Annotated in this window: 21 protein-coding genes; 11 read left to right on the top strand and 10 right to left on the bottom strand. The window is 63.1% G+C overall.

Going from position 1 to position 20,804, the window contains the following annotated elements:
* Positions 1–121: 121 nt before the first annotated feature.
* Both ACIOMR_RS19605 and ACIOMR_RS19600 read left to right on the top strand, forming a co-directional pair.
* On the top strand, positions 122–373 hold the full coding sequence (locus ACIOMR_RS19605; RefSeq protein WP_063028501.1) for a type II toxin-antitoxin system HicA family toxin: 252 nt from the start codon (positions 122–124) through the stop codon (positions 371–373).
* A complete protein-coding gene (locus ACIOMR_RS19600) occupies positions 370–726 on the top strand; it encodes a type II toxin-antitoxin system HicB family antitoxin (RefSeq protein ID WP_003208166.1) in 357 nt (118 codons plus the stop codon). Before ACIOMR_RS19605 ends, ACIOMR_RS19600 begins: the two co-directional genes overlap by 4 nt.
* Here ACIOMR_RS19600 and ACIOMR_RS19595 read toward each other — a convergent pair whose 3' ends face one another.
* Entirely contained in the window at positions 727–1,899 is a 1,173-nt protein-coding gene (locus tag ACIOMR_RS19595; protein ID WP_102369571.1) for an MFS transporter, read from the bottom strand.
* A gap of 134 nt (positions 1,900–2,033) precedes the next feature.
* Here ACIOMR_RS19595 and ACIOMR_RS19590 point away from each other — a divergent pair, with 134 nt between their 5' ends.
* Positions 2,034–2,618 (top strand): TetR/AcrR family transcriptional regulator, encoded by a 585-nt coding sequence (locus ACIOMR_RS19590; RefSeq protein ID WP_401195892.1) that lies wholly within the window; start codon positions 2,034–2,036, stop codon positions 2,616–2,618.
* A 296-nt stretch (positions 2,619–2,914) separates the two neighbouring features.
* Here the strand turns inward: ACIOMR_RS19590 and ACIOMR_RS19585 are convergent, their stop codons facing one another.
* The 4 genes from ACIOMR_RS19585 to ACIOMR_RS19570 form a co-directional block, all read right to left on the bottom strand.
* The gene (locus tag ACIOMR_RS19585) at positions 2,915–4,426 is read right to left on the bottom strand and encodes an MDR family MFS transporter (protein ID WP_301051746.1); all 1,512 of its coding nucleotides are present in this window, start codon (positions 4,424–4,426) and stop codon (positions 2,915–2,917) included.
* The gene (locus ACIOMR_RS19580) at positions 4,416–5,546 is read right to left on the bottom strand and encodes an HlyD family secretion protein (RefSeq protein WP_401195889.1); all 1,131 of its coding nucleotides are present in this window, start codon (positions 5,544–5,546) and stop codon (positions 4,416–4,418) included. Before ACIOMR_RS19580 ends, ACIOMR_RS19585 begins: the two co-directional genes overlap by 11 nt.
* Entirely contained in the window at positions 5,543–6,991 is a 1,449-nt protein-coding gene (locus ACIOMR_RS19575) for an efflux transporter outer membrane subunit (RefSeq protein ID WP_401195887.1), read from the bottom strand. The genes ACIOMR_RS19580 and ACIOMR_RS19575 overlap by 4 nt, the downstream gene beginning before the upstream one ends.
* Before the next feature lie 114 nt (positions 6,992–7,105).
* Positions 7,106–7,849 carry a helix-turn-helix domain-containing protein gene (locus ACIOMR_RS19570; RefSeq protein WP_102605376.1) on the bottom strand — a complete coding sequence of 248 codons (744 nt, stop codon included), beginning with the start codon at positions 7,847–7,849 and terminating at the stop codon, positions 7,106–7,108.
* Between the two features lie 161 nt (positions 7,850–8,010).
* On the opposite strand from ACIOMR_RS19570, the gene ACIOMR_RS19565 reads away from it, so the two are divergent.
* From ACIOMR_RS19565 to ACIOMR_RS19540, 6 genes are all read left to right on the top strand, one after another.
* Positions 8,011–8,811: an SDR family oxidoreductase gene (locus ACIOMR_RS19565; RefSeq protein ID WP_401195884.1), complete on the top strand. Its 801-nt coding sequence runs from the start codon at positions 8,011–8,013 to the stop codon at positions 8,809–8,811.
* Positions 8,804–10,630 carry a glycoside hydrolase family 15 protein gene (locus ACIOMR_RS19560; RefSeq protein WP_008434531.1) on the top strand — a complete coding sequence of 609 codons (1,827 nt, stop codon included), beginning with the start codon at positions 8,804–8,806 and terminating at the stop codon, positions 10,628–10,630. Before ACIOMR_RS19565 ends, ACIOMR_RS19560 begins: the two co-directional genes overlap by 8 nt.
* Positions 10,631–10,766: 136 nt before the next feature.
* Positions 10,767–11,228 (top strand): cysteine hydrolase family protein, encoded by a 462-nt coding sequence (locus tag ACIOMR_RS19555; RefSeq protein WP_102605374.1) that lies wholly within the window; start codon positions 10,767–10,769, stop codon positions 11,226–11,228.
* A 265-nt stretch (positions 11,229–11,493) separates the two neighbouring features.
* Positions 11,494–12,126 carry a BRCT domain-containing protein gene (locus ACIOMR_RS19550; RefSeq protein WP_087695346.1) on the top strand — a complete coding sequence of 211 codons (633 nt, stop codon included), beginning with the start codon at positions 11,494–11,496 and terminating at the stop codon, positions 12,124–12,126.
* Positions 12,126–12,518 (top strand): VOC family protein, encoded by a 393-nt coding sequence (locus ACIOMR_RS19545; RefSeq protein ID WP_003208182.1) that lies wholly within the window; start codon positions 12,126–12,128, stop codon positions 12,516–12,518. The genes ACIOMR_RS19550 and ACIOMR_RS19545 overlap by 1 nt, the downstream gene beginning before the upstream one ends.
* A 49-nt stretch (positions 12,519–12,567) precedes the next feature.
* Positions 12,568–13,476 (top strand): alpha/beta fold hydrolase, encoded by a 909-nt coding sequence (locus ACIOMR_RS19540; RefSeq protein WP_087695345.1) that lies wholly within the window; start codon positions 12,568–12,570, stop codon positions 13,474–13,476.
* On the opposite strand, the gene ACIOMR_RS19535 is transcribed toward ACIOMR_RS19540, so the two are convergent.
* The 3 genes from ACIOMR_RS19535 to ACIOMR_RS19525 form a co-directional block, all read right to left on the bottom strand.
* Complete coding sequence (locus ACIOMR_RS19535) at positions 13,454–15,649, bottom strand: ATP-binding protein (protein ID WP_177040812.1); 2,196 nt, start codon at positions 15,647–15,649, stop codon at positions 13,454–13,456. The genes ACIOMR_RS19540 and ACIOMR_RS19535 overlap by 23 nt on opposite strands.
* Complete coding sequence (locus tag ACIOMR_RS19530; protein ID WP_043225183.1) at positions 15,646–16,233, bottom strand: biliverdin-producing heme oxygenase; 588 nt, start codon at positions 16,231–16,233, stop codon at positions 15,646–15,648. The genes ACIOMR_RS19535 and ACIOMR_RS19530 overlap by 4 nt, the downstream gene beginning before the upstream one ends.
* A 131-nt stretch (positions 16,234–16,364) precedes the next feature.
* Positions 16,365–17,333, bottom strand: coding sequence for a GlxA family transcriptional regulator (locus tag ACIOMR_RS19525; RefSeq protein ID WP_401195878.1), 969 nt, complete (start codon positions 17,331–17,333; stop codon positions 16,365–16,367).
* A 90-nt stretch (positions 17,334–17,423) separates the two neighbouring features.
* Here ACIOMR_RS19525 and inhA point away from each other — a divergent pair, with 90 nt between their 5' ends.
* Positions 17,424–18,104, top strand: coding sequence for an isonitrile hydratase (inhA, locus tag ACIOMR_RS19520; RefSeq protein WP_102369581.1), 681 nt, complete (start codon positions 17,424–17,426; stop codon positions 18,102–18,104).
* Here the strand turns inward: inhA and ACIOMR_RS19515 are convergent.
* The gene (locus tag ACIOMR_RS19515; RefSeq protein ID WP_003208192.1) at positions 18,101–18,442 is read right to left on the bottom strand and encodes an antibiotic biosynthesis monooxygenase; all 342 of its coding nucleotides are present in this window, start codon (positions 18,440–18,442) and stop codon (positions 18,101–18,103) included. The two genes, inhA and ACIOMR_RS19515, sit on opposite strands and share 4 nt — an antisense overlap.
* A 27-nt stretch (positions 18,443–18,469) precedes the next feature.
* A complete protein-coding gene (locus ACIOMR_RS19510) occupies positions 18,470–19,099 on the bottom strand; it encodes a LysE family translocator (protein ID WP_401195873.1) in 630 nt (209 codons plus the stop codon).
* A gap of 94 nt (positions 19,100–19,193) precedes the next feature.
* On the opposite strand from ACIOMR_RS19510, the gene ACIOMR_RS19505 reads away from it, so the two are divergent.
* Positions 19,194–20,519, top strand: a complete 1,326-nt coding sequence (locus ACIOMR_RS19505; RefSeq protein ID WP_008434545.1) for a PLP-dependent aminotransferase family protein — start codon at positions 19,194–19,196, stop codon at positions 20,517–20,519.
* Positions 20,520–20,804 lie beyond the last annotated feature (285 nt).

The following is a 20,804-nucleotide window of genomic DNA, read 5'->3' as shown; positions in this document are numbered from 1 at the left end:
GGGGGCGCAGACCACGGTGTCATCAAGGGTTACATCAAACACCGAGAGGCTCGGCGCGGCTGTCCTATCATTGACGCAACCCATCAATTGCAACTACATTTAGTTACAGGCAAGGATCGCCGTGTCGAAAAATGAAAAGCTGCTGGCCAAACTGCTCAATGAGCAATCGGCCTTTACCTGGCCCGAACTCGTCACGCTGCTGCGGCGCCTGGGATACACGCAAATCGAAGGGGCGGGTAGCCGGGTCAGGTTCGACATAGGCGACCCCAGTGCAATGATCACCCTGCACAAGCCTCACCCCGGCAACGAACTGAAACACTACATTCGGCGCCAGATCATCGAACAATTGAAATCAGGAGAACTGATTCAGTGAACAACCAGCTGAAACACAAAGGCTACATCGGCTCCATCGAAGCCAGCATCGAAGACAACTGCCTGTTCGGAAAGCTGCTTTTCATCAAGGCCCTGGTCAGCTACGAGGGCAAAACCGTCGCCGAACTGGACGCCGCCTTTTGCACCGCCGTGGACGACTACATCGAGACCTGCCAGGCCCTTGGGCAAGCACCGGAAAAGCCCTGCAAGGGTTCGTTCAACGTCCGTGTCGGCCATGACCTCCATCTGGCCGCCGCGCTTGCCGCGACCCGGCAAAAAGTCACGTTGAACGATCTCACGCGCCAGGCGCTGAACGAATTCCTGCAACATCGCGGCGCACTGGTGACCGGGTAATCACCCCAGCCGCCGATACCCCAGCACCGCCGCCCCAAGCACCACCGCACCCGCCGCCAGCGCCACCCAGAACCCGCTGGGTGCGCCGAAGCGGTCGATCATCCAGCCGGAGCTGGCAGCACCAATGGCCACGCCGATGCTCAGGCCGGTGATCAGCCAGGTCATGCCTTCGGTCAAGCGGCTGGGCGGAACGATTTGTTCCACCAGGGCCATGGACACGATCAGGGTCGGGGCGAAGAACAGGCCGGAGATGAAGATCGCGGCCGCCAACCCCGGAATATTCGTCACCAGCAACAACGGCAGCGTGGTCACGGCGGTGGCCACGCCGCAGTACAAGAACTGGCGCGGCAGCGGTGCTTTCAACTTGAGCGCACCAAACGCCAGCCCGGCCAGGCACGAACCGATGGCGTATACCGACAATACAATGCTCGCCGCGGCGGGCTGGCCCTGATGCTGGGCGAACGCGACACTGACCACATCCACCACCCCAACGATGATGCCCATGGCCATCAACAGCACCATCAGGATCAACACCGAGGGCGAGGCTATCAGCCAACGGCCGTGCTCGGCGTGATGTTCATGCACCGGTGGCTCGGTCTGGCGTTGCAGCACAAAGGCGGTCACGCCCACTGCCAGAAACAGCGCGGCAATCAACGGCCCCGCTTCGGGGAACAGCAGCACGCACAGACCCACCGAGACCGGCGGGCCAATAATGAACACCACCTCGTCGAGCACCGACTCCAGGGCAAACGCCGTTTGCAGTTTGGGCTGGCCGCGATACAGCTCGGTCCAGCGCGCCCGCACCATGGCCGACATGTTGGGCATGCAGCCGGCCAGGGCGGCAAAGACGAACAGCGTCCACGTCGGCGCCTGCACCCGGGTGCAGAGCAACAGCAGCAACAGCGCGCCGCCGCCGATGGACGCGGCCACCGGCAACACCCGGCCCTGGCCATAACGGTCCACCAACCGTGAGACCTGGGGCGCGCAAAACGCGGTGGCCAGGGCGAAGGTAGCGGTCACCGCACCGGCCAAACCGTAACCGCCGTGCACTTGCGACAGCATGGTGATCAAGCCGATCCCGGTCATGGAGATCGGCATGCGGGCCAGCATGCCCGCCAATACAAAAGCCCTGGAACCTGGCGCCTGGAACAGCTCGGCGTAGGGGTTTGCCATGGTGTGTAACCTCTTCCTGAGCGCCCTGAAACTTGCTATTCGAGGTTTTCGGGGCAAAATACATACGGTGCGTATGTGACAAATCATGCGTAACATACGCGTCGTATGTCAATCACCTATTGTGAGCCTTACCCATGAGCCGAGCCCGTGCCGACATGATCGAAGACACCCGCGCCCGCCTGATCGCCAGCGCCCGCCAGGCCTTCGCCACACAAGGCTACGCCCAGACGTCGATGGACGATTTCACCGCTCGCGCCGGCCTGACCCGGGGTGCGTTGTACCATCATTTTGGCGACAAGAAAGGCTTGCTCGCGGCAGTGGCTGCGCAGCTCGACGGTGAAATGGACGCGAGCCTGCAGCGTATCTCGGAGCAGGCGGTTGATCCTTGGGAAGGGTTTTGCGAGCGCTGCCGGGTTTATTTGCGCATGGCTCAGGATCCCGAGGTCCAGCGCATCGTATTGCAGGATGCCCCGGCGGTGCTGGGCGCAACTGACCAGCAGCAATGCGTGGACTCGCTGCGCCAGCTGCTCGATGACTTGATGCAAGCGGGCCTCATCGAGCAGGCGTGCAGTCAGGCGCTGGCGAGGCTGATCAATGGCAGCCTGGTAAGCGCATCGCTGTGGATCGCTCAGGATGAACACCCGGGGGCGCGGCTGGAAGAAGCCTTGCAAGGGCTGGAGTTGTTGTTGCGCGGGTTGAAGCCCAATGTCGTTCGCTGAAATGGCTTGCGATTCGACACGGTTGCTCACCCGCGCCGGGCTGAATGAGACAGTCAGATCAAGATCAAAAGCAGCGCTGCTTTTCTGTAGGAGCCGGCTTGCCGGCGAAAAACGGGAGGCCGCCGCGTTCATTCAGGACGCCAACGTCATCGTTAACGTCCTTCGCGAGCAAGCCCGCTCCCACATTTTTGACCGTGCCCCACTCAAGCCGGCCGGGAGGCCGCTGTGTTCTTGACCTTAAGCGTCCCGTTAAACCACGCTGGCCGAACGCCGGAAAGTCACCCACAGCACTGCCCCTAGATACGCCGCAACATCAACGCCGCCACCCCACACGCCGCCAACGCCACGCACGCCAGAAAGAACGCATCACTGTAAGCCATCAAAAACGCCTGATGACGAACACTCTGGTCCAGCAGGTTCAGCACCACCTGATGTTCCGGCAATTGATCCTGCAGCACTCCGCCACCGGGAAGCTGCTGTTGCAAGGCCGGGTCAAACAGCGTCACCGACTCGCCAATACGCGCCGAATGCACCCGCTCGCGCACCACCACCAATTGCGCCAGCAGCGCCGTGCCAACCGCGCCCCCCAGGTTGCGCAGCATCGAGAACACCGCCGACGCCGACCCCGCCTGCGCCTTGGCCAGGCCGTGCACCGCCAGCACCGACAACGCCACCATGATCAGCGGCTGGCCCATGCCGCGCACCACGATCGAGGGCACGATCACATTGCTGGCGCTGTCCGCCGACAAGTGCGCACCCATCCAGCAGCCCAAAGCCATGATCGCGAACCCAGAGGCCACCAGCATTTTGGCGCTGACCCACTTCATCAGGCGCGGCAAAAACGGCGCCATGATCAGTTGCACCAGACCATACGCGATCAAGCTCACGCCAATTTCGCTGGCGTTGTAGTGCTGCAATTGCGACAGGTAGTTGGGCACCAGGAACACCAGGCCATAGGTACTGGCGCCGAAGATAAACATCGCCACGCTGGCCACCCCAAAGTTGTAGTGGCCCAACAGTCGCAGGTTGATAAAGGCGTGCGCGCCCCATAATTGCCGGGCAACGAAGCCGATCAGGCCCACCACCGCCAGCAGTGTCATCCACACGATAAAGGGCGAGCCGAACCAGTCCTTGCGCCCGCCCTCCTCCAGCACGATCTGCAACGCACCCAGGCCCAGCACCATGCAGCCGATACCCAGCCAGTCGCCCTGGCGCAGCAGGCGCAGCTGCATCGGCTGGCGGTCAATGGACCAGGCCACCGCCGCCAGCAACGCGATCCCCGGGAACAGTTGCAGGTAGAAGATCCAGCGCCAGGAATACGCATCGGTCAGCCAGCCGCCAATCGACGGCCCGGCGGCCTGGGCCACACTGTTGGCCAGGCTGAACAAGGCCATGCCCAGCGGGATCTTGCTGGGCGGCAGCTCGGTGATGATCAGTTGGAATGACAAGGGAATCAGCACCGCCCCGGCCGCGCCCTGCACCACCCGGATCAGGATCATCACTTGCAGGTTGGGCGACAGCGAACACGCCACCGAGGCCACCAGGAATATCCCCGAGCCCCACAGCATCACCCGGCGCAGGGAAAACACCTGCACCAGCCACGCGGTGAGGGGAATCATGATGATCTCCGCCACCAGGTAAGCGGTGGAAATCCACGAACCCTCCTCAAACGTCGCGCCCAGTGCACCTTCGATTTCCGGCAGTGCGGCGCTGGTGACGTGCACGTTCATCCCGGCCATGAAGCAGCCGAACAGCCCGCCGATCACCGCGACCCAGGCGCGAAACGGCACACGCCCTTCAGCCTCCATGGACGTGCTCCTGGCTGGCGGCAGGGCGGGTGTCAACCGTGGCAATCACCGACATGCCCGGCAGTACCCGCGACTCACCGGGTTCCAGGCGAATCTTTACCGGAAACCGCTGGACGATCTTGGTGAAGTTGCCGGTGGCGTTGTCCGGCGGCAACAGCGCGAACACCGCACCGGAGCCGGGGGCGATGCTTTCCACTTTGCCGTGCCAATGTGCGCCGGCAAAACTGTCCACCGCGATTTCCACCGACTGTCCCGGCGCCATGTGCTGCAACTGGGTTTCCTTGTAGTTGGCAATCACATAGGCCTGCTCCACCGGCACCACAGCCAACAGCGGCAGGCCGGGCATCACGTATTGCTGGCGCCGGACCTTGCGCTGGCCCACCACGCCGTCAAAAGGCGCGCGGATCTCGGTGTCCTTCAACGCATTGCGGGCCAGCGCGAGGTTGGCCTGGGCCTCGCCGATGCGTGCCTGATGCTCGACGATTTGCGCCTGCACCTGTTGCCGGCGTGCCTGCAAGACCTGCAACTGCGCCTGCTGCCGCGCGACTTGGGCGCTGGCCTGGGCCAGGGCCGCCTGGGCCTTGGCCTGGCTGGCGCTGACGGTTTCCAGGTGCTGGGCGCTGGCCACCTGTTGCGCGACCAATTCACGATAACGCTGGTAATCGAGCCGCGCGCGCCGGGCTTCGGCCTCGCCACTGCTCAGTTCCGCCCGGGCCTGGGCGATGCGTTGCTGTTGCTCGGCCATTTGCGCGTCGAGGGTTTGCACCGATGCCTGCTGTGCGCTCGCTGCTGCTTGCGCCTGTTGCAGTTGCGCCTGGGCGCTGTTCAGACGCTCGGTGAAATCCCGGTCGTCGATACGCACCAGTACATCGCCGGCCTTGACCGGCTGGTTATCTTCCACCAGCACCTGGGCTACATACCCGGCAATTCGCGGGCTGATAGCGACCCAATCAGCGCGCACATAGGCATCGTCGGTTTCTTCAAGAAAACGCCCCCATTGCCACCAGTACCCGGCAAAGGTTGCCAGCCCCACCAGCGTCGCGAGGGAAGCCGTGGTCACCAGGGCGCGACGATGACGTTGCATAACGGTCAGGCGAATGGGTTCAACAGCCTGGTTCATGGTTTGGCTCCATTGACAGCGACAGATAAGGGGGCGGTTGGATCGTCACGCTGCCAGCCGCCACCGAGGGCCTGGAACAGGTCGATCTGGCGGTTGATCAAGCGCAGGTCGGACTCGGCCACGCGGGCTTCAAGGCCCACCAGGCTGCGTTCGCTGTCCAGCAGTTGCAGGGCATCCAGCGCGCCGGAATGGTAGCCGCGGGAGGCCAGGTCGAAGGCGCGGCGGTTGTTGTCCAGGGCGGCGGCCAGGGCCTGCCCACGCTGCTGTTCGCCCTGGTACAGGGCCATGGCCTGCTCCACCTGCTTCAGTGCGTTGAGCACCGTACCGTCAAACCGTGCCAGGGCCTGGCGCGCTTCGGCCTGGCTCTGCCTGACCCGCGCCTGGGCGACCTGCCGGTTGGGAAAGCGCCAGGACACCAGCGGCCCGACGGAATACACCGTGGCGTAGCGGTCCCCGAGTTTGCCCAGGCTGCTGGCGGACGAACCGAGCATCGCGCCGAAGGTGATCCGCGGGTAAAGCTCGGCGCGGGACAGGCCCACCGTCAAGGTGGCTGCGCGCAATTGCCCTTCGGCGCGGCGGATGTCCGGCCGCCGTTGCAGCAGTGCCCAACCCTCGCCCACCGGCAAAGGCGCCTGCAACTGCGGGGCCTGGGTACAGCTGCGTGGCGTGACCAGCTCCGGCGGCAACCCGCTGAGCACGGCCAACTCATACAGCGCGCTGCTGCGCCGGGCCGTGAACATCGGCAACGGTGCCCGGGTTTCTTCCAGCAACCCTTGCAGGCGCGCCAGGTCGAGTTGCGTGGCCGCGCCGGCCTTTTGCAGCTTCTGCGTGACCGCGACGCTCTGCTCCAGCAGCTGCACCGAGTGCGCCTGCACCTGTTCGCGCACACCATAGACGCAGGCCTGGGCATAGGCGCGGGCCGTCTGCGCGGCCACCGTCACCCGCAGCTCATCCTCCAGCGCCCGCGCCACCTGGGCATCCGCCCGTGCCGCAGCGATGCGATAACGCACCTCGCCCCACAAATCGAGGGTGTAGCTCAGGGAAAACTCAGGGGTGTGGCTCCATTCGGCACCGGCATGACGGTTAGTCGCCTGGGCCAGCGTCTGGTCATCGCGGCTGCGACCGTAGGCCAGGCCATAGTCCAGGGAAGTCGACGGCAGGCGCTCGCCGTCTGCCTGTTCCAGCTGCGCCAGCAACGCATCGACATGGGCGGCGGCGGCTTCGAGGTCTTTGTTCTGGTGCAGGGCCCGCGCCACCAGGGCGTCCAGTTGCGGGTCGCGGTACAGCTGCCACCAACGGGCGGGCAACGCCTCGGCCGACTCGGCGGAGAGCCGCGGTGCAGGCTGCGCCGTGACGGTCGACGGTTGACCGGGCACACCAGTGCACCCGGCCAGCACACTCAACAGGGCGATGGGCATCCATGGGTGAAAAGAAGGGCTGTGCATCACAAGGCTCGCTCAAGAAGGAGCCTTGCAGATTAGGCAGATGGCCTGTCCGATTCGCCCGCGTCAGGGCCATGTATCGTCGCTAAACGGACAATAGCGTTACCTGACGCAACACTAAACTCCGGGCCGAAAATGACTTGGCGGATAACCCAGCGACTTGCGAAACATCGCGCTGAACGCACTCGGGCTCTGGTAACCATGCTCCAGCGCCACCTCCAGGATCGACACGCCCTGGGCCAGCAACTTCAAGCTCAGGGCCAACCGCGCACGCTTGCGCCATTCACCGAAACTCATGCCCAACTCCCGCTGGAACACCCGGCTCAGGGTGCGGGCGCTCATGTTCAGGCTGTCGGCCCAGGATTCCAGGCTGCTGTCGTCAGAAGGGTTGCGGATGAAATGCGTGCACAGCCTGGCCAGCCGTGCTTCGCCGGGCACCGGCACGTGCATCGCCACAACCGGCGCGGCGAGCAGTTCCATGCGGATCAACTCGATCATGGCCTGCAGACGCGGGCTGTGGTGCCCGGCAATCTGCGTGGCGGCGACGATCAGCTCCCGCAGCAATGCCGACACTTCAATCACCTGGCAGGTGCGCCCCAGCCCCGGCTCGGCCTCGGGCATGAGGAACAGCGTGCGCATATGCACTTCGCCGGCCATACGGATCTCGTGCGGGGTTCCGGCCGGCACCCACAGCGCATGCCCGGACGGCACCAGCCAACTGCCCTGGGCGGTGCTGACCACCATCACCCCGGACACACCGTGGATCAATTGCGCCTGGGCGTGGCAATGGGGATGCACCACGTCATCGTTGCGGTAGTTGTCGGCGTAGGCTTCAAGCCACGGGCGGGGTGGGCAGTTCATCGGCTGAGGTCTCGCATCAATCAAGCGTCGATTCTAGCGAAAAGTCCTGTGGCAAAAACGATAGATATAGACAGCCATCGTCGCATTCCAGACAGCCGGTGAACTTGTGGGCCGCCCCGTCAGTCAGCTAGTTGGGCACTCTGAAAAAGGTTGGGTGGGCAATGCGCATTTCGTTGGAGCAACAAGTGGCGCTGGTGACTGGCGCCAGTTCCGGAATCGGCGCGGGGGCCGCCAAGGCCCTGGCCGAGGCCGGAGCCGCCGTGGTACTGAACTACAACGCCCAGGCGGCGTCGGCTGAAGCACTGGCGGCGCAGATCAACGCCAACGGCGGCCGGGCCATTGCGATTGGCGCCGACGTGTCGAAAGAGGCCGATGTGGAGCGCCTGTTTGCCCAGACCCTTGATGCCTTCGGGCACCTGGACATCCTGGTGGCCAACTCGGGCATGCAGAAAGACGCGGCTGCCGTGGACATGACCCTCGACGACTGGAACACCGTGATCGGCGTCAACCTCACCGGCCAGTTCCTCTGCGCCCGCGCCGCGTTGCGCATCTTCAACCGCCAGGGCATCCGCGAAGGTGTTTCCCGGGCCGCCGGGAAGATTATCCACATGAGTTCGGTGCACCAGGTGATTCCCTGGGCCGGGCACGTGAACTACGCCGCGTCCAAGGGCGGCGTGGAAATGCTGATGCGCACCCTGGCCCAGGAAGTCAGCCAGCAGCGCATCCGCATCAACGGCGTTGCGCCGGGAGCGATCCGCACGGCCATCAACCGCGCCGCCACCGAAGGCGCGGCCGAAGTGGAACTGCTCAAGTTGATTCCCTATGGCCGCGTGGGTGACGTCGAAGACGTGGCCAACGCGGTGGTGTGGCTGGCCAGTGATGCCTCCGACTACGTGGTGGGCAGCACCCTGTTCATTGATGGCGGCATGAGCCTTTATCCGGAGTTTCGTGGCAATGGTTGATCTGAAAAACGAACCACAAAGTGCCATTGATGCCCACGGCATCATCGGCGACATGCGCAGTGCAGCGCTGGTGAACGACAAAGGCAGCATCGATTTTTTCTGCTGGCCGGAGTTCGACAGCCCCTCCATCTTTTGCTCATTGCTGGACTCCCCCGCCGCCGGCATCTTCCAGCTCACGCCGGACCTGCCCGACGCCCGCCGCGAGCAGATCTACCTGCCCGACACCAACGTGCTGCAAACCCGCTGGTTGAGTAATGACGCGGTGGTGGAAATTACCGATTTCTTGACCGTCAGTGAAGAAGTTGACGACCTGCCGATCCTGATTCGGCGGGTGCGGGTGGTCAGCGGCAAAGCGAGCATCCATATGCGCTGCGCAGTGCGTCATGACTACGCCCGCGCCCAGACCCGGGCCACTCAAGATGACGGCGACGTGTTGTTTGAGGCCGCAGACCAACCCGGCCTGCGCCTGACCAGCAGCCACACCCTGCAGTTGGATGGCGACGCTGCCGTAGCATCCTTTGAACTCGGCCAGGAAGAAGGCGCCGAGTTTGTCCTCGGCGGGCTGGACGATGCCCGAGTCAAAAACGACTGCACCGACCTGTGCCTGGAGCGCACCCTGAAGTTCTGGCGCGGCTGGATTTCCCAATCCAACTACCGTGGGCGCTGGCGCGAGATGGTCAATCGTTCGGCCCTGGCCTTGAAGCTTTTGACCTCGCGCAAACACGGTGCAATCCTCGCCGCCGCCACCTTCGGCCTGCCGGAAACACCCGGCGGCGAGCGCAACTGGGACTACCGCTACACCTGGATCCGCGACGCCTCGTTCACCGTCTACGCGTTCATGCGCCTGGGGTTTATCGAGGAAGCCAACGGCTACATGCGCTGGTTGAAAGGCCGGGTGGGTGACTGCTGCGATCAGCCGATGAAAATCAACATCCTGTACGGCATCGACGGCCGCCAGGAACTGCCGGAAACCGAGCTGAGCCACCTCAGCGGCCACGGCGGCGCGCAACCGGTGCGCATCGGCAACGAGGCGTACGACCAGGTGCAACTGGATATCTACGGCGAGTTGATGGACGCGGTATACCTGGTCAACAAATACGGTGAGGCCATCTCCCACGAGGGCTGGAAACACACGGTGGAAGTGGCCGACCAGGTCTGCGAAACCTGGAACCACAAAGACGTCGGCATCTGGGAAATGCGCGGTGAGCAGCATCACTTCCTGCACTCAAGGCTGATGTGCTGGGTGGCCCTGGACCGGGCGATCCGCCTGGCGTCCAAGCGCTCGCTACCGGCGCCGTTTGCCCGTTGGGACCAGACCCGCCAGGCGATTTACGCCGATATCTGGAGCAACTTCTGGAACGAAGAACGCGGCCACTTCGTGCAGCATATCGGCAGCACCGCGCTGGATGGCTCGATGCTGTTGATGCCTCTGGTGCGCTTCGTTGCGGCGACAGACCCGCGCTGGTTGTCGACACTGGAGGCGATCCAGAAAAGCCTGGTGCGCGATGGGATGGTTTATCGCTATCGCAACGACGACAGCCAGATTGATGGGCTACAAGGCACCGAGGGCGCGTTTGCAGCGTGCTCGTTCTGGTACGTGGAATGCCTGGCCCGGGCCGGGCAAGTGGAGAAGGCGCATCTGGAGTTTGAACAGTTGCTGCGCTATGCCAACCCGCTGGGGTTGTATGCCGAAGAGTTTGATAACCAGGCACGGCATTTGGGGAATACGCCGCAGGCGTTGAGCCATTTGGCGCTGATCAGCGCGGCAACGTTCCTGGACCGGAAGTTGAGTGGGGTGAAGACGGTTTGGCAGCCTTGAGCCCGAGCACAATTTGAAGGCAATTGAGTAACCTTGTGGGAGCTGGCTTGCCTGCTCCCACATGACCGCGCCAGACTTGGAGACGAGGTGTACCCGGTGCACAATGCGTGGTCCTTCGATCTATACCAGGATGCCAATGCGCCAAGTCCTACTGATCATCGATGTACAACCCTCCTTCGCCCCGCCCGACTGGCTGGTAATCGGTATCAACGCCTTGCTGGGTCGCATGCCGTCAGTGGCCACCGTAGAGCGCCACGACGAAAGCATCACCCCGTTCGCCCGCCAACTCGGCTGGCAGCCGGCGCCCGACGACGATAGCCTGATCGCCGCTGACCATATCTTCATCAAACACGGCTACGCGCCCACGCCCGAGACCATCAGCCACCTGAAAAGCCTCGCGCCAGACCGGGTGTTGGTGTGTGGCATCCAGACTGACACCTGTGTGCTGGCGGCCGGGTTTGCGTTGTTTGATGCCGGATTACAGCCCACGCTGATCAGCGATTTGACCGTGGGTTCGTCGCTGGATCGCTCGGGGAAACTGGGCGCGGATTTGTGGCGGCATCACTTTAAACACGTCATCACCCACGCAGAGATTTAAGTCAGCCCCTCACTGTGGCGAGGGAGCTTGCTCCCGCTGGGGCGCGAAGCGGCCCCAAAAGCTCAACGCCATCTAACTCAAAGAACACATTCAACAAAACCTGGGGCTGCTGCGCAGCCCAACGGGAGCAAGCTCCCTCGCCACAGGTTATTTGGCAAACATCACAACATGTGTGTATATCGGTTTCACCATCAACGCGAAACCTTCGGCCCATGCTGAGCTGGACCGAGACCTGGCAAAGCACTGACTTAAGGAGCATGGACGCATGACCGATCTTCATCAGGAATTCGAACGCAGTCACCTCTTCCACAAGGCGCGTATTGATCGGCGCTCTGCCGACGCATTACTCGGCGTCACTGCCGGCCTGGTCGCCGACGGAAACATCAATCAGATGGAAGCAGCGTTTCTAAAGACCTGGATAGAAACCCATCTGCTCCAGTTGGAAGACCCGGTGGTAAACATTCTTTATCAGCGCCTTGCCAGCATGTTGAGTGACGGTGTTCTCGACGCGGAAGAGTCCGCAGAACTGTTGGAAATGCTGCATCAGTTTTCCGGTATCTCGGTGGGGTCACCTCAACGCCCCTCTGCTGTCAGCAGCCTGCCGCTGAACAATCCGGCTCCGACACTGGAGTGGCAGGACCGGACTTTTTTGTTTACCGGTGTCATGGCGTACGGGCCTCGCAAAGAATGTGAGTTACTTGTCGTAGAACGCGGCGGCCTTATCGGTAACTCGGTGAGCAAGAAGGTTCATTTTCTCGTGGTCGGGAGCGTTGGTAATGAACAATGGCTCCATAGCTCATATGGAACGAAGATCAAAAAAGCCGTCGAGTTAAGAAATAGCGGTATTCCGATCGCTATCATCAGTGAAACCCATTGGCAGCAGGTGTTGTTCGGTTGATGCCCATTATCTCCATCCTGATTCACGTCCCCGACTGGCGTGCCGCCACGGAGTGGTACGCCGCGGCCTTCCCTACCGCCACGCGCATCTACCATGAGCCCGACGATTTCGGTCACTTGGACGTGGACGGCGTTGCCCTCGAAATCGTGAATGCAGACAACAAGGTCGCAAGCGGCGCGGCCGGGTCGGTGGTGTATTGGCGGGTGACGGACCTGCTTCACGAGGTACAGCGACTGGTCACGTTAGGCGCCACGTTGTATCGCGGGCCAATGGAAGTCGAGGGCGGCGAGTGGATGTGCCAGGTGCGCGACCCTTGGGGTAATTGCATCGGCTTGCGCCAGGCCGGTCTAGACAAGTCAAGCAATTGCAGCCTTTCGAACCACACTCGGTAACCCGCTTGGTCTACAGTTCCAACACTTTCCCTCCACCCTCGGAGCCTCCATGCCCACCCTCCAAATCCGCACGCCCATGCTCGATATCGCTTACGAAACCCATGGCCCGGAAGGCGGCGAGGTGGTGATCCTGCTGCATGGCTTCCCCTACGACCCTCGCGGCTATGACGAGATCGCCCCGGTGGTCGCCGCACGTGGCTACCGGGTATTGGTGCCATACCTGCGCGGCTATGGCCCGACGCGCTTTATCAACGATCAGGTGATGCGCTCCGGCCAACAAGCAGCGCTGGCCAAGGATTTGCTGGATTTCATGGATGCCCTGTCCATCGAAAAAGCCACGCTGGTGGGCTATGACTGGGGCGGACGCGCGGCGTGTATCGTTGCGGCGCTTTGGCCTGAACGGGTGCGCGGCCTGGTGACGGGCGATGGCTACAACATTCAGGATATCGCTGCGTCGACCAAGCCTCGGGCGCCGGAAACAGAGCATCGGCTGTGGTATCAGTTTTACCTTCATACCCAACGCGGCGTCGACGGCTTGACCGCCAATCGTCGCGAGTTCTGCCAGTTGCTCTGGGCGCTCTGGTCGCCGTCCTGGGCCGAAGGGCCGAGCCTGTATGGCAAGACAGCGCCTTCGTTTGATAACCCGGATTTTGTCGAGGTGGTGGTCCATTCCTACCGGCACCGCTTCATGTACGCACCGGGTGACCCGGCGCTGGAAAGCATCGAGCAGGCCCTGGTGCAGCCACCGCCGATTTCAGTACCGAGCATCTCGTTGTGCGGCGCCGATGACGGCGTAGGTCCGGCCCCGGTCGAAGATGACGACCTGGAAAATTTCAGCGGGTTTTATCGGCGCGAGGTGTTGGCCGGCGTGGGCCACAACATTCCCCAGGAGGCGCCCCAGGCAACCCTTGAGGCGATCTTCGAGCTGCTGAGCCTCAGCCCCCAGCCGAAATCCTGAAGCTGAACACGCTGCCCTGCCCCACCACGCTTTCAGCCCACAGGGTGCCGCCGTGGGCTTCGACGATGCCGTGGGAGATGTACAACCCCAGCCCGCTGCCGGTGGGGTTGCCCTCGCGTGAGGTCCAGTAGCGGTCGAAGATATACGGCAGTTGCGCCGGGTCGATGCCGATGCCGTTGTCGCATACCCGAAACAGCACTTCGTCCCCCGCCGCCTCGGCAATCACCTCGATCACTCCGCCCACCGGGGTGAATTTCAGGGCGTTGCCCAGCAGGTTGGAAAACACCTGGAACAAGCGCTCCGGGTCGGCCTGGGCACTCAGCCCGTCCACTGAGCGCCAAGTCAGGTCCACACCCTTGGCAGCCGCCAGCGGTTGCCACATCGAACAGATCTGGTCCAGGGTTGCCGCCACATCGAGCCGTTGCAGCGAAACGCTGTAGCGCCCGGCCTCGATGCGCGAAATATCGATCAGGTCTTCCAGCAGCGTGTTCATGCGGGCGGTGGCGTTTTGCATGGTTTCAATCGCGGTGGAGAGGCGCCGGTTCGCCTTGTTGTCCTCGGCGGGCACCATGCTGCGCATCATGCCGCATTGCATCAGCAGGATGGTCAGCGGGCTGCGCAGGTCATGGGATACCACCGCCACCAGCTCGTCACGCGCCCGCACCGCAGCATGTTCGCGTTGCACCTGGCGCGCCAGGTCATGCTCCAGGGCATTGCGCCGCAGGCTCTCCACCGCCTGTAGCTCCGACAGCGACCAATACAGCGCCTTGCCGTCGACCTGCTGCTTCCACAACTCAAACGACAGGCGCGGGCTCAAGGTCGTGCTGCCCGGTTCCTGATGTTTGACCGGCTGGCCGCTCCACTCCACCGAGGACTGGACCTCCGGGCGAAACCACATCACCGCGTTGTCCACCGGCTTGGGCAGGCAGAACGCCAACAGGCCGCTGGCATGGGCCTGGTAGGCCGCCGCCGGGGGAAAGTCCACCGACAATTGATGGCTGTGCACCACGCCTTTGCCCTGTCCGCGCACCCACTGGTACAAGGCGTGGATTTCAGCACGTGCAGGGCAAACGCCGAACACATGCAGGCGCTCTTCCACCCGTATCGCCAGGCCACCGGCGGCGGTCAGGTTCAGCAGCGTTTGCGCATAGGGCAACAGGCTTTCCATCACATCGCACTGGTCCGCGGTCATGGCGGCGACCAACTCTTCGACCATGGCGGCCTTGTCACGTTGTTGGCGGCGCTCCTGCTGCTCCTGGAGCAACGTGATCTGCATCGACAACAACTGGCCGATGCTGGTGCACGCCGTGCGCAGTTCATGGGGCACGCGCAACGGCTCACGGTGACCACAGGTGATCAGGCCCCAGAGCTGGTCGTCCTTGAGCAGCGAAATGCTCATGGAGGAACGCACGCCCATGTTCTTCAAATAATGGCAGTGCACCGGGGACACGCTGCGCAACACGGCGAAGCTGAGGTCCAGGGGCTGGCCGTTGTCGGGGCGCAGGGCCGGCAGGATCGGCACCGGCTGATACTCGGCGTCGGGAATCGCGCGGATCCAGTTCAGCCGGTACAGCTCGCGGGCCTGGGGCGGGATGTCCGACGCGGGAAAACATAATCCCAGGTACGGCTGCATGCCGTCGCTGAGGGCCTCGCCAATCACTTTGCCGTGGCCCTCCTGCTCGAAGCGGTACAAGGTGACCCGGTCATAACCGGTGAGGCTACGAATCTCGGTCACGCTGATCTGGTACAAGCTGTCGAGCGTCTTGGCCGACTGCAAGCGGCGCAGCGTTCGGGACAGCTGCTTCACAGCGCTGTGCTCAAGCGTGAGGCTCCGCTCCAGTTCGAGAAACAGCAGGCCTTGATGGCGATGCAGCAGGATGTCGTAGGCGTAGCCATCCAGCGTCAGTTGATGCACGTCCTCCTCAAAGGCGTCCAGGTCTGCCAGGGCACGACTCACCTGTACTGCCGCTTCGCTGCCCAGCACACTGGCCAGCGCCTGGCCCGACAGGCGTTGCGCGTCCAGGCCCAGCGCGACGCTCAGGTTGCTGCTGGCTTGCAGCACCTCAAGCGCCGGTTCGCTCAGCGTCAACAACAACCCGTGAGGCTGGATCGAGCCGGGGATATGGATGGGCTCGCTGGCGCAATCGTCGATCAGCGTATCGACCGTGGTCATCGCAGCACCCCGCAGCGGTCCAGCCACTGCTCGAAACACAGGAAGGTCGACTCGGCGACCTTCACCGCCTCCACGCGCTCGTACGCGGTTCGCAGCGGGTAAAGGCACGCCATAAAACGCTGCCACAGGGCGCTGGTCTCGGCCCCGTACACATTCATGAACGCGCCGCCATTGGTGGAGCCCACGCCAATCTTGATCTCGATCAGGTCGCGCAACACCTGGCCGCCGAGGGTGGCGCCTTCCAGCACATAGAGGGCGCCCAAGGCCTGGGCCACGTTGGTGATGGCGGGCAGTTCGGGGCATATCGGCAAGGCATCGATCTGCAGGTTTTCCAGGCCCAGCGCCCGCAAATCCGCCTGCAAGTACGGAGTTTTGCTGCGCCGCCCCCACTCCAGGTCCGGGATGATCTCGCCCCACGGCGCCAGGGCGCGCTCCAGCGGCTGATAGAAGCCGTAGTAGGCGCTCATCAACTCGCGGTACAACGCCAGGTCCATGCGGGAAAAAGGCAGCCGAGTGTCGAGGCGTCGATGCAGCGCAGCGGTCGCCGCGCGTAGTTCGACAAGGACAGGAGGTAGTGAATTCATGAGCTGTGCGCACGCCGGGAAGGTTCAAAACCGCGACGTAGAGGCCTGGGATCAAGACACTGCGCAATGGACTGTGAGTAACATAGCACCTTGATACAAAAACGTACCTATTCGTTCAAACAGGCTCGACCTCAACCGGGTGAGGAAAACCGTTCACGGTAGGCCTGGGGTGTGATCGATACCGCCCGCAGGAAGCTGCGGCGCATGGTTTCTTCGCAGCCAAAGCCGCAGTGCACGGCGATGCGCTTGATCGACGCGCTGCTGTCCGCCAATTGCCGGCGGGCGGTCTCGACGCGAATCAACTCGACCGCCCGCGCGGGGGTCTGGCCGGTCTCGCTGCGGTAGTGGCGCACGAAACTGCGCTCGCTCATGCCCGCCTGGGCGGCCAGTGTGGCGATATTCAACTCCAGGGTCAGGTGTTCGGCGATCCAGGCGTGCAACTCCGCAAAACGGTTACCGCCTTTCTGCAGGGACAACGTCACGCTGAACTGCGATTGCCCACCGGGGCGCTTGAGAAACACCACCAGGTGCCGCGCCACTTCCAGGGCCACGGCGCGGCCCAGGTCCTCTTCCACCAGTGCCAGGCACAAGTCGATACCGGCGGTCACGCCGGCGGAGGTCCACAGGTTGCCCTGCTGGATGAAAATCGGATTGGCCTCCACCGTCAGCTGTGGGTACTTGCGCGCGAGTTCTTCGCAGCGCGTCCAGTGGGTCACCACGCGGCGGCCGTCGAGCAAACCGCTGGCGGCCAGCAGAAAGGCGCCGGTACACACCGAAGTCATGCGTCGGGCCTGGGTGGCTTTTTGCCGAACCCAGTCCACCAGCGCCGGGTCTTCGGCGGCGCCGTACACCCCCCAGCCGCCGGCAATCACCAGTGTGTCGCACGGAGCATCGGCAGGCGGCAGTGGCTCGGCCACCAGGGCCAGGCCCGCCGAGGTCATCACCGGCTCGGCCTGCGCGGCGATCACACTGACCGCATAGGGCAACGGCAAGTCCTGCTGGCGCGCCAGGTCATTGGCCGAGGCAAATACTTGCAAGGGCCCGGTGACGTCGAGCACCTGCACATTGGGAAAGGCGAGCACGTTGATGATTCTGGGCATGTTGGCGTAATTCGTGGGCTCAATGGCGTATGCGCCAAAGCCTAGGTGACTAGAGTGAAGCCGTCCATCCCTTTATCAGGAGCAGTCCCCATGACCTTGCAGATCGGCTTTTTGTTGTTCCCCGGCATCCAGCAACTGGACCTCACCGGGCCCTACGACGTGTTGGGATCGCTGCCGGATGTGAAGCTGCATCTGGTGTGGAAGGACCTCGCGCCGGTCACCTCCAGCACCGGCTTGGTATTTACCCCCAGCACCACTTATGACGAGTGCCCGACGCTGGATGTGATTTGCGTGCCCGGCGGTTCTGGCGTCGGGGCATTGATGGAGGATGAGCAGACCCTGGCGTTTCTCAAGACACAGGCCCAGACCGCGCGCTATGTGACATCGGTGTGCACCGGCTCCCTGGTGCTGGGTGCCGCGGGCTTGCTGCGCGGGCGTCGCGCGACCACTCACTGGGCCTACCACGACCTGCTCGCACCGCTCGGTGCGATCCCGGTGCAGGAGCGCGTGGTGCGTGACGGCAACCTGTTGACCGGTGGCGGGATTACCGCCGGGATCGACTTTGCCCTGACCCTGGCCGCCGAGCTGTACAGCGAGGCGGCAGCGCAACTGGTGCAGTTGCAGATTGAGTACGCCCCGGCGCCGCCGTTCAATGCTGGCCGGCCGGAAACCGCACCGCCGCATGTACTGGAAGAAGCCCGCAAGCGCACCGCCGAGTCGCGCAAGACCCGGGGTGAAATCGTGGCACGGGCGGCGGCCAGGTTGGGTTAAGCGTTCGCCCGCCCGTGGCGGTCGGCGGGCACCAGATGCCCGATCGTGCCGTCCCCATACGCCCGTTCCACTTTGGAAATCACCACGTGATAACCGCCGTACCAGCGGCGGTATAGGCGCTTGGCTTCCAGGTGGGTCGGGTGGCTGGCAAAGGCGCGAATGGAGGCCTCGTCACGCCAGTAATAACTGGCGTTGATCAACCCGCCATCCGCCGAACGCCACGACTCGGCCCCCACGTATCCCGGCAGCCTTGCTGCCAGTGCGTCGATCAGATTCGTGAGGCGCTGGAACTCGTCATCCCGTTCGCCGGGCTTGTAGATAAAGGCTGCGATGTACATGGGTAACGTCCTTTTATGAGTGATGTTTCACGTCGGGCGAGACATCAATGCCAAGCGCACGGCCAGCACCATCAGCACGGTTGCCAGGCCCCATTTCTGTAAGCCTGCGCTCCCCGGTTTGCCGGCAAAAAACCGGCTAACCGCCCCGCCAAAAATCCCCAGCACGGCATGAAACACACCGCTGATCAGCGTCAGGATGATCCCCAGTTGCACCAGTTGCAGCGCGATGGGGCCCGCCTCGGGGCTGACGAATTGCGGCAGGAATACCATGAAAAACAGCAGCGCCTTGGGGTTGAGCAAACTGTTGAGCATGGCCCGCGCAAACACCCGGCCCAGCGGCACGCGGCTGACGTGGGCCGTGTCCAGGGCGGGCGTTTTCTGCAGGGTCTTGAACACCAGCCACAGCAGGTACAACACCCCGGCGTAGCGAATCAGGTCGAAGGCCGGCGGCCAGCTGGCGACCAGAGCGGTCACGCCGGTTGCGGTCAGTGCCGTGAGCAGCAGGTCCGCCACGCTGATGCCCAACCCGGATGCCACCCCGCCACGCCAGCCATAGGTCACACCGTGGCTGATGACGAAGGTCATGTTCGGGCCCGGGGATAACAACAGCAGCAGGACTGCGCCAGAGAACACAGCCAGGGTTGCGAGGTCGATCATGCTCAAGCCATCCACCGGGAAAGCCTGTAGATTAATCAGCCCACCTGATACAAACAAAAAATTGATCTAGATACACTTTGCACAGGAACGCACCATGGCTCAGGTTCGCTACAAACTGATCGTCGATGAACTGGCCACGCGGATTCGCGCCGGCCAGTTGCCGCCGGGCACCCAGTTGCCGACCCTGCGTAGCCTGATGAACAGCCATCGCATCGCCCTCGCCACTGCCTTGCGGGTGTACAGCGAACTGGAGGCCAGCGGCCTGGTGGTGGGTGAACCGGGACGCGGGACGTTTGTGCGCGACACCACGTTGCTGCGGGGCATGGGCCTGGTGCAACAACCGCTGCAACCGGGCACCGTGGACCTGAGCCTCAACTACCCCTCGTTGCCGGGCCAGGCCGAGATGCTGCGCGACGGTTTGCGTGCCATTGCCGCCTCGGGCGACCTCGATGCGCTGCTGCATTCCGCCCCGCAGGGTGGCCGCGCCCATGAACGACAGACCGCCGCGCGGCACCTGCGCAATCGGCAGATTCGCGTGAGTGGCGAGCAAGTGCTGATTGTCAACGGTGCGCAACAAGGCCTCGCCGTCAGCCTGATGGCGCTGCTGCAACCGGGGGATGTATTGGCGGTGGATGCGCTGACGTATCCCGGGTTGAAAACCCTGGCCCAGTCCCAGCGCATCGACCTGGAGCCGCTGCCGCAACCGGCTGGGCATACGGATCTGGATGCGCTGGAGGCTTTGTGCAAACGGCGCCCGGTGCGGGCTTTTTATTGCATGCCCACGTTGCACAATCCGCTGGGCACAGTGATGGGTGAAGCCGACCGGGAGCGCCTTGCAGCGTTGGCTGAACGCTACGATTTTCTACTGATCGAAGACGGCGCCTACGCCTTTCTCGCCGAGCCCGCACCGAAGCCGTTGTTTACTTATGCGCCGCTGCGCACGGTGTATGTGTCTGGCCTTTCGAAGAGTGTGGCGTCGGGGTTGCGGGTGGGGTTTATCGTCGCGCCCAAGGCGTGGGTGCCGGCGCTGGAGCAAGCGATCCGTGTCTCGACCTGGAGCACGCCGACGCTCACGGTGAACCTGGCGTGCCGCTGGATAGAATCCGGCGCAGTGGATGCACTGGAAGAGCACAAGCGCCAGGATGCGCGCCAACGCCAGGCGCTGGCCCGGGAGGTCTTGCGAGGGTGTGAGGTGATTGCGCATCCGGCGTCGTATTACCTGTGGCTGGTGTTGCCGGAAGGTCTGCGGGCGGATGCAGTGGTGGCTGCGCTTGAGGGCCAGGGTGTGCGGGTCACCAGTGCCGAGCCGTTTGCCTGTACGGCCCATGTGCCGCATGCGTTGCGGGTGGCGCTGGGGTCGATTGACTTGGCGACGTTGAGAATAGCCTTGGGGAAAATTCGCGAGGCAATTCGGATATGAATAAAGGGCCAGCAGGGTAAATCCCTTTGATTTGCGGGACATTTCCGAGACAATCTTTCGGCCTTGTGCCTGCCGGAACCGATGGCTAGTCTTCGCCCCGTCACTGCTCATCAGTGATCGGGTTTAGTCGCCCGGATCCGAAAAGGCGCATGTCCCATCATGAGGTTTTATGGTGGCTGTGCGCAGGGCACCTTCGGGTGCGCCGGTTTTTCCTTTTCGGCCGGTCGACTAACCTGCGTACAGCCGCCACCCTACGTTTAGTCGCGAAGGGGTCGGTTCCTTAAC

The organism is Pseudomonas sp. NPDC087814 (assembly GCF_044742865.1).
Classification (GTDB): Bacteria; Pseudomonadota; Gammaproteobacteria; order Pseudomonadales; family Pseudomonadaceae; genus Aquipseudomonas.
Note: the sequence above shows the minus strand (reverse complement) of the source record. Positions and strands in the feature narration are given on the sequence as shown.

Excerpts from the sequence above, each read along its gene's own strand:
- ACIOMR_RS19595 (WP_102369571.1), bottom strand. The coding sequence starts at position 1,899 with ATGGCAAACCCCTACGCCGAGCTGTTCCAGGCGCCAGGTTCCAGGGCT.
- ACIOMR_RS19590 (WP_401195892.1), top strand. The coding sequence starts at position 2,034 with ATGAGCCGAGCCCGTGCCGACATGATCGAAGACACCCGCGCCCGCCTG.
- ACIOMR_RS19585 (WP_301051746.1), bottom strand. The coding sequence starts at position 4,426 with ATGGAGGCTGAAGGGCGTGTGCCGTTTCGCGCCTGGGTCGCGGTGATC.
- ACIOMR_RS19580 (WP_401195889.1), bottom strand. The coding sequence starts at position 5,546 with ATGAACCAGGCTGTTGAACCCATTCGCCTGACCGTTATGCAACGTCAT.
- ACIOMR_RS19575 (WP_401195887.1), bottom strand. The coding sequence starts at position 6,991 with ATGCACAGCCCTTCTTTTCACCCATGGATGCCCATCGCCCTGTTGAGT.
- ACIOMR_RS19570 (WP_102605376.1), bottom strand. The coding sequence starts at position 7,849 with ATGAACTGCCCACCCCGCCCGTGGCTTGAAGCCTACGCCGACAACTAC.
- ACIOMR_RS19565 (WP_401195884.1), top strand. The coding sequence starts at position 8,011 with ATGCGCATTTCGTTGGAGCAACAAGTGGCGCTGGTGACTGGCGCCAGT.
- ACIOMR_RS19560 (WP_008434531.1), top strand. The coding sequence starts at position 8,804 with ATGGTTGATCTGAAAAACGAACCACAAAGTGCCATTGATGCCCACGGC.
- ACIOMR_RS19555 (WP_102605374.1), top strand. The coding sequence starts at position 10,767 with ATGCGCCAAGTCCTACTGATCATCGATGTACAACCCTCCTTCGCCCCG.
- ACIOMR_RS19550 (WP_087695346.1), top strand. The coding sequence starts at position 11,494 with ATGACCGATCTTCATCAGGAATTCGAACGCAGTCACCTCTTCCACAAG.
- ACIOMR_RS19545 (WP_003208182.1), top strand. The coding sequence starts at position 12,126 with ATGCCCATTATCTCCATCCTGATTCACGTCCCCGACTGGCGTGCCGCC.
- ACIOMR_RS19540 (WP_087695345.1), top strand. The coding sequence starts at position 12,568 with ATGCCCACCCTCCAAATCCGCACGCCCATGCTCGATATCGCTTACGAA.
- ACIOMR_RS19535 (WP_177040812.1), bottom strand. The coding sequence starts at position 15,649 with ATGACCACGGTCGATACGCTGATCGACGATTGCGCCAGCGAGCCCATC.
- ACIOMR_RS19530 (WP_043225183.1), bottom strand. The coding sequence starts at position 16,233 with ATGAATTCACTACCTCCTGTCCTTGTCGAACTACGCGCGGCGACCGCT.
- ACIOMR_RS19525 (WP_401195878.1), bottom strand. The coding sequence starts at position 17,333 with ATGCCCAGAATCATCAACGTGCTCGCCTTTCCCAATGTGCAGGTGCTC.
- inhA (WP_102369581.1), top strand. The coding sequence starts at position 17,424 with ATGACCTTGCAGATCGGCTTTTTGTTGTTCCCCGGCATCCAGCAACTG.
- ACIOMR_RS19515 (WP_003208192.1), bottom strand. The coding sequence starts at position 18,442 with ATGTACATCGCAGCCTTTATCTACAAGCCCGGCGAACGGGATGACGAG.
- ACIOMR_RS19510 (WP_401195873.1), bottom strand. The coding sequence starts at position 19,099 with ATGATCGACCTCGCAACCCTGGCTGTGTTCTCTGGCGCAGTCCTGCTG.
- ACIOMR_RS19505 (WP_008434545.1), top strand. The coding sequence starts at position 19,194 with ATGGCTCAGGTTCGCTACAAACTGATCGTCGATGAACTGGCCACGCGG.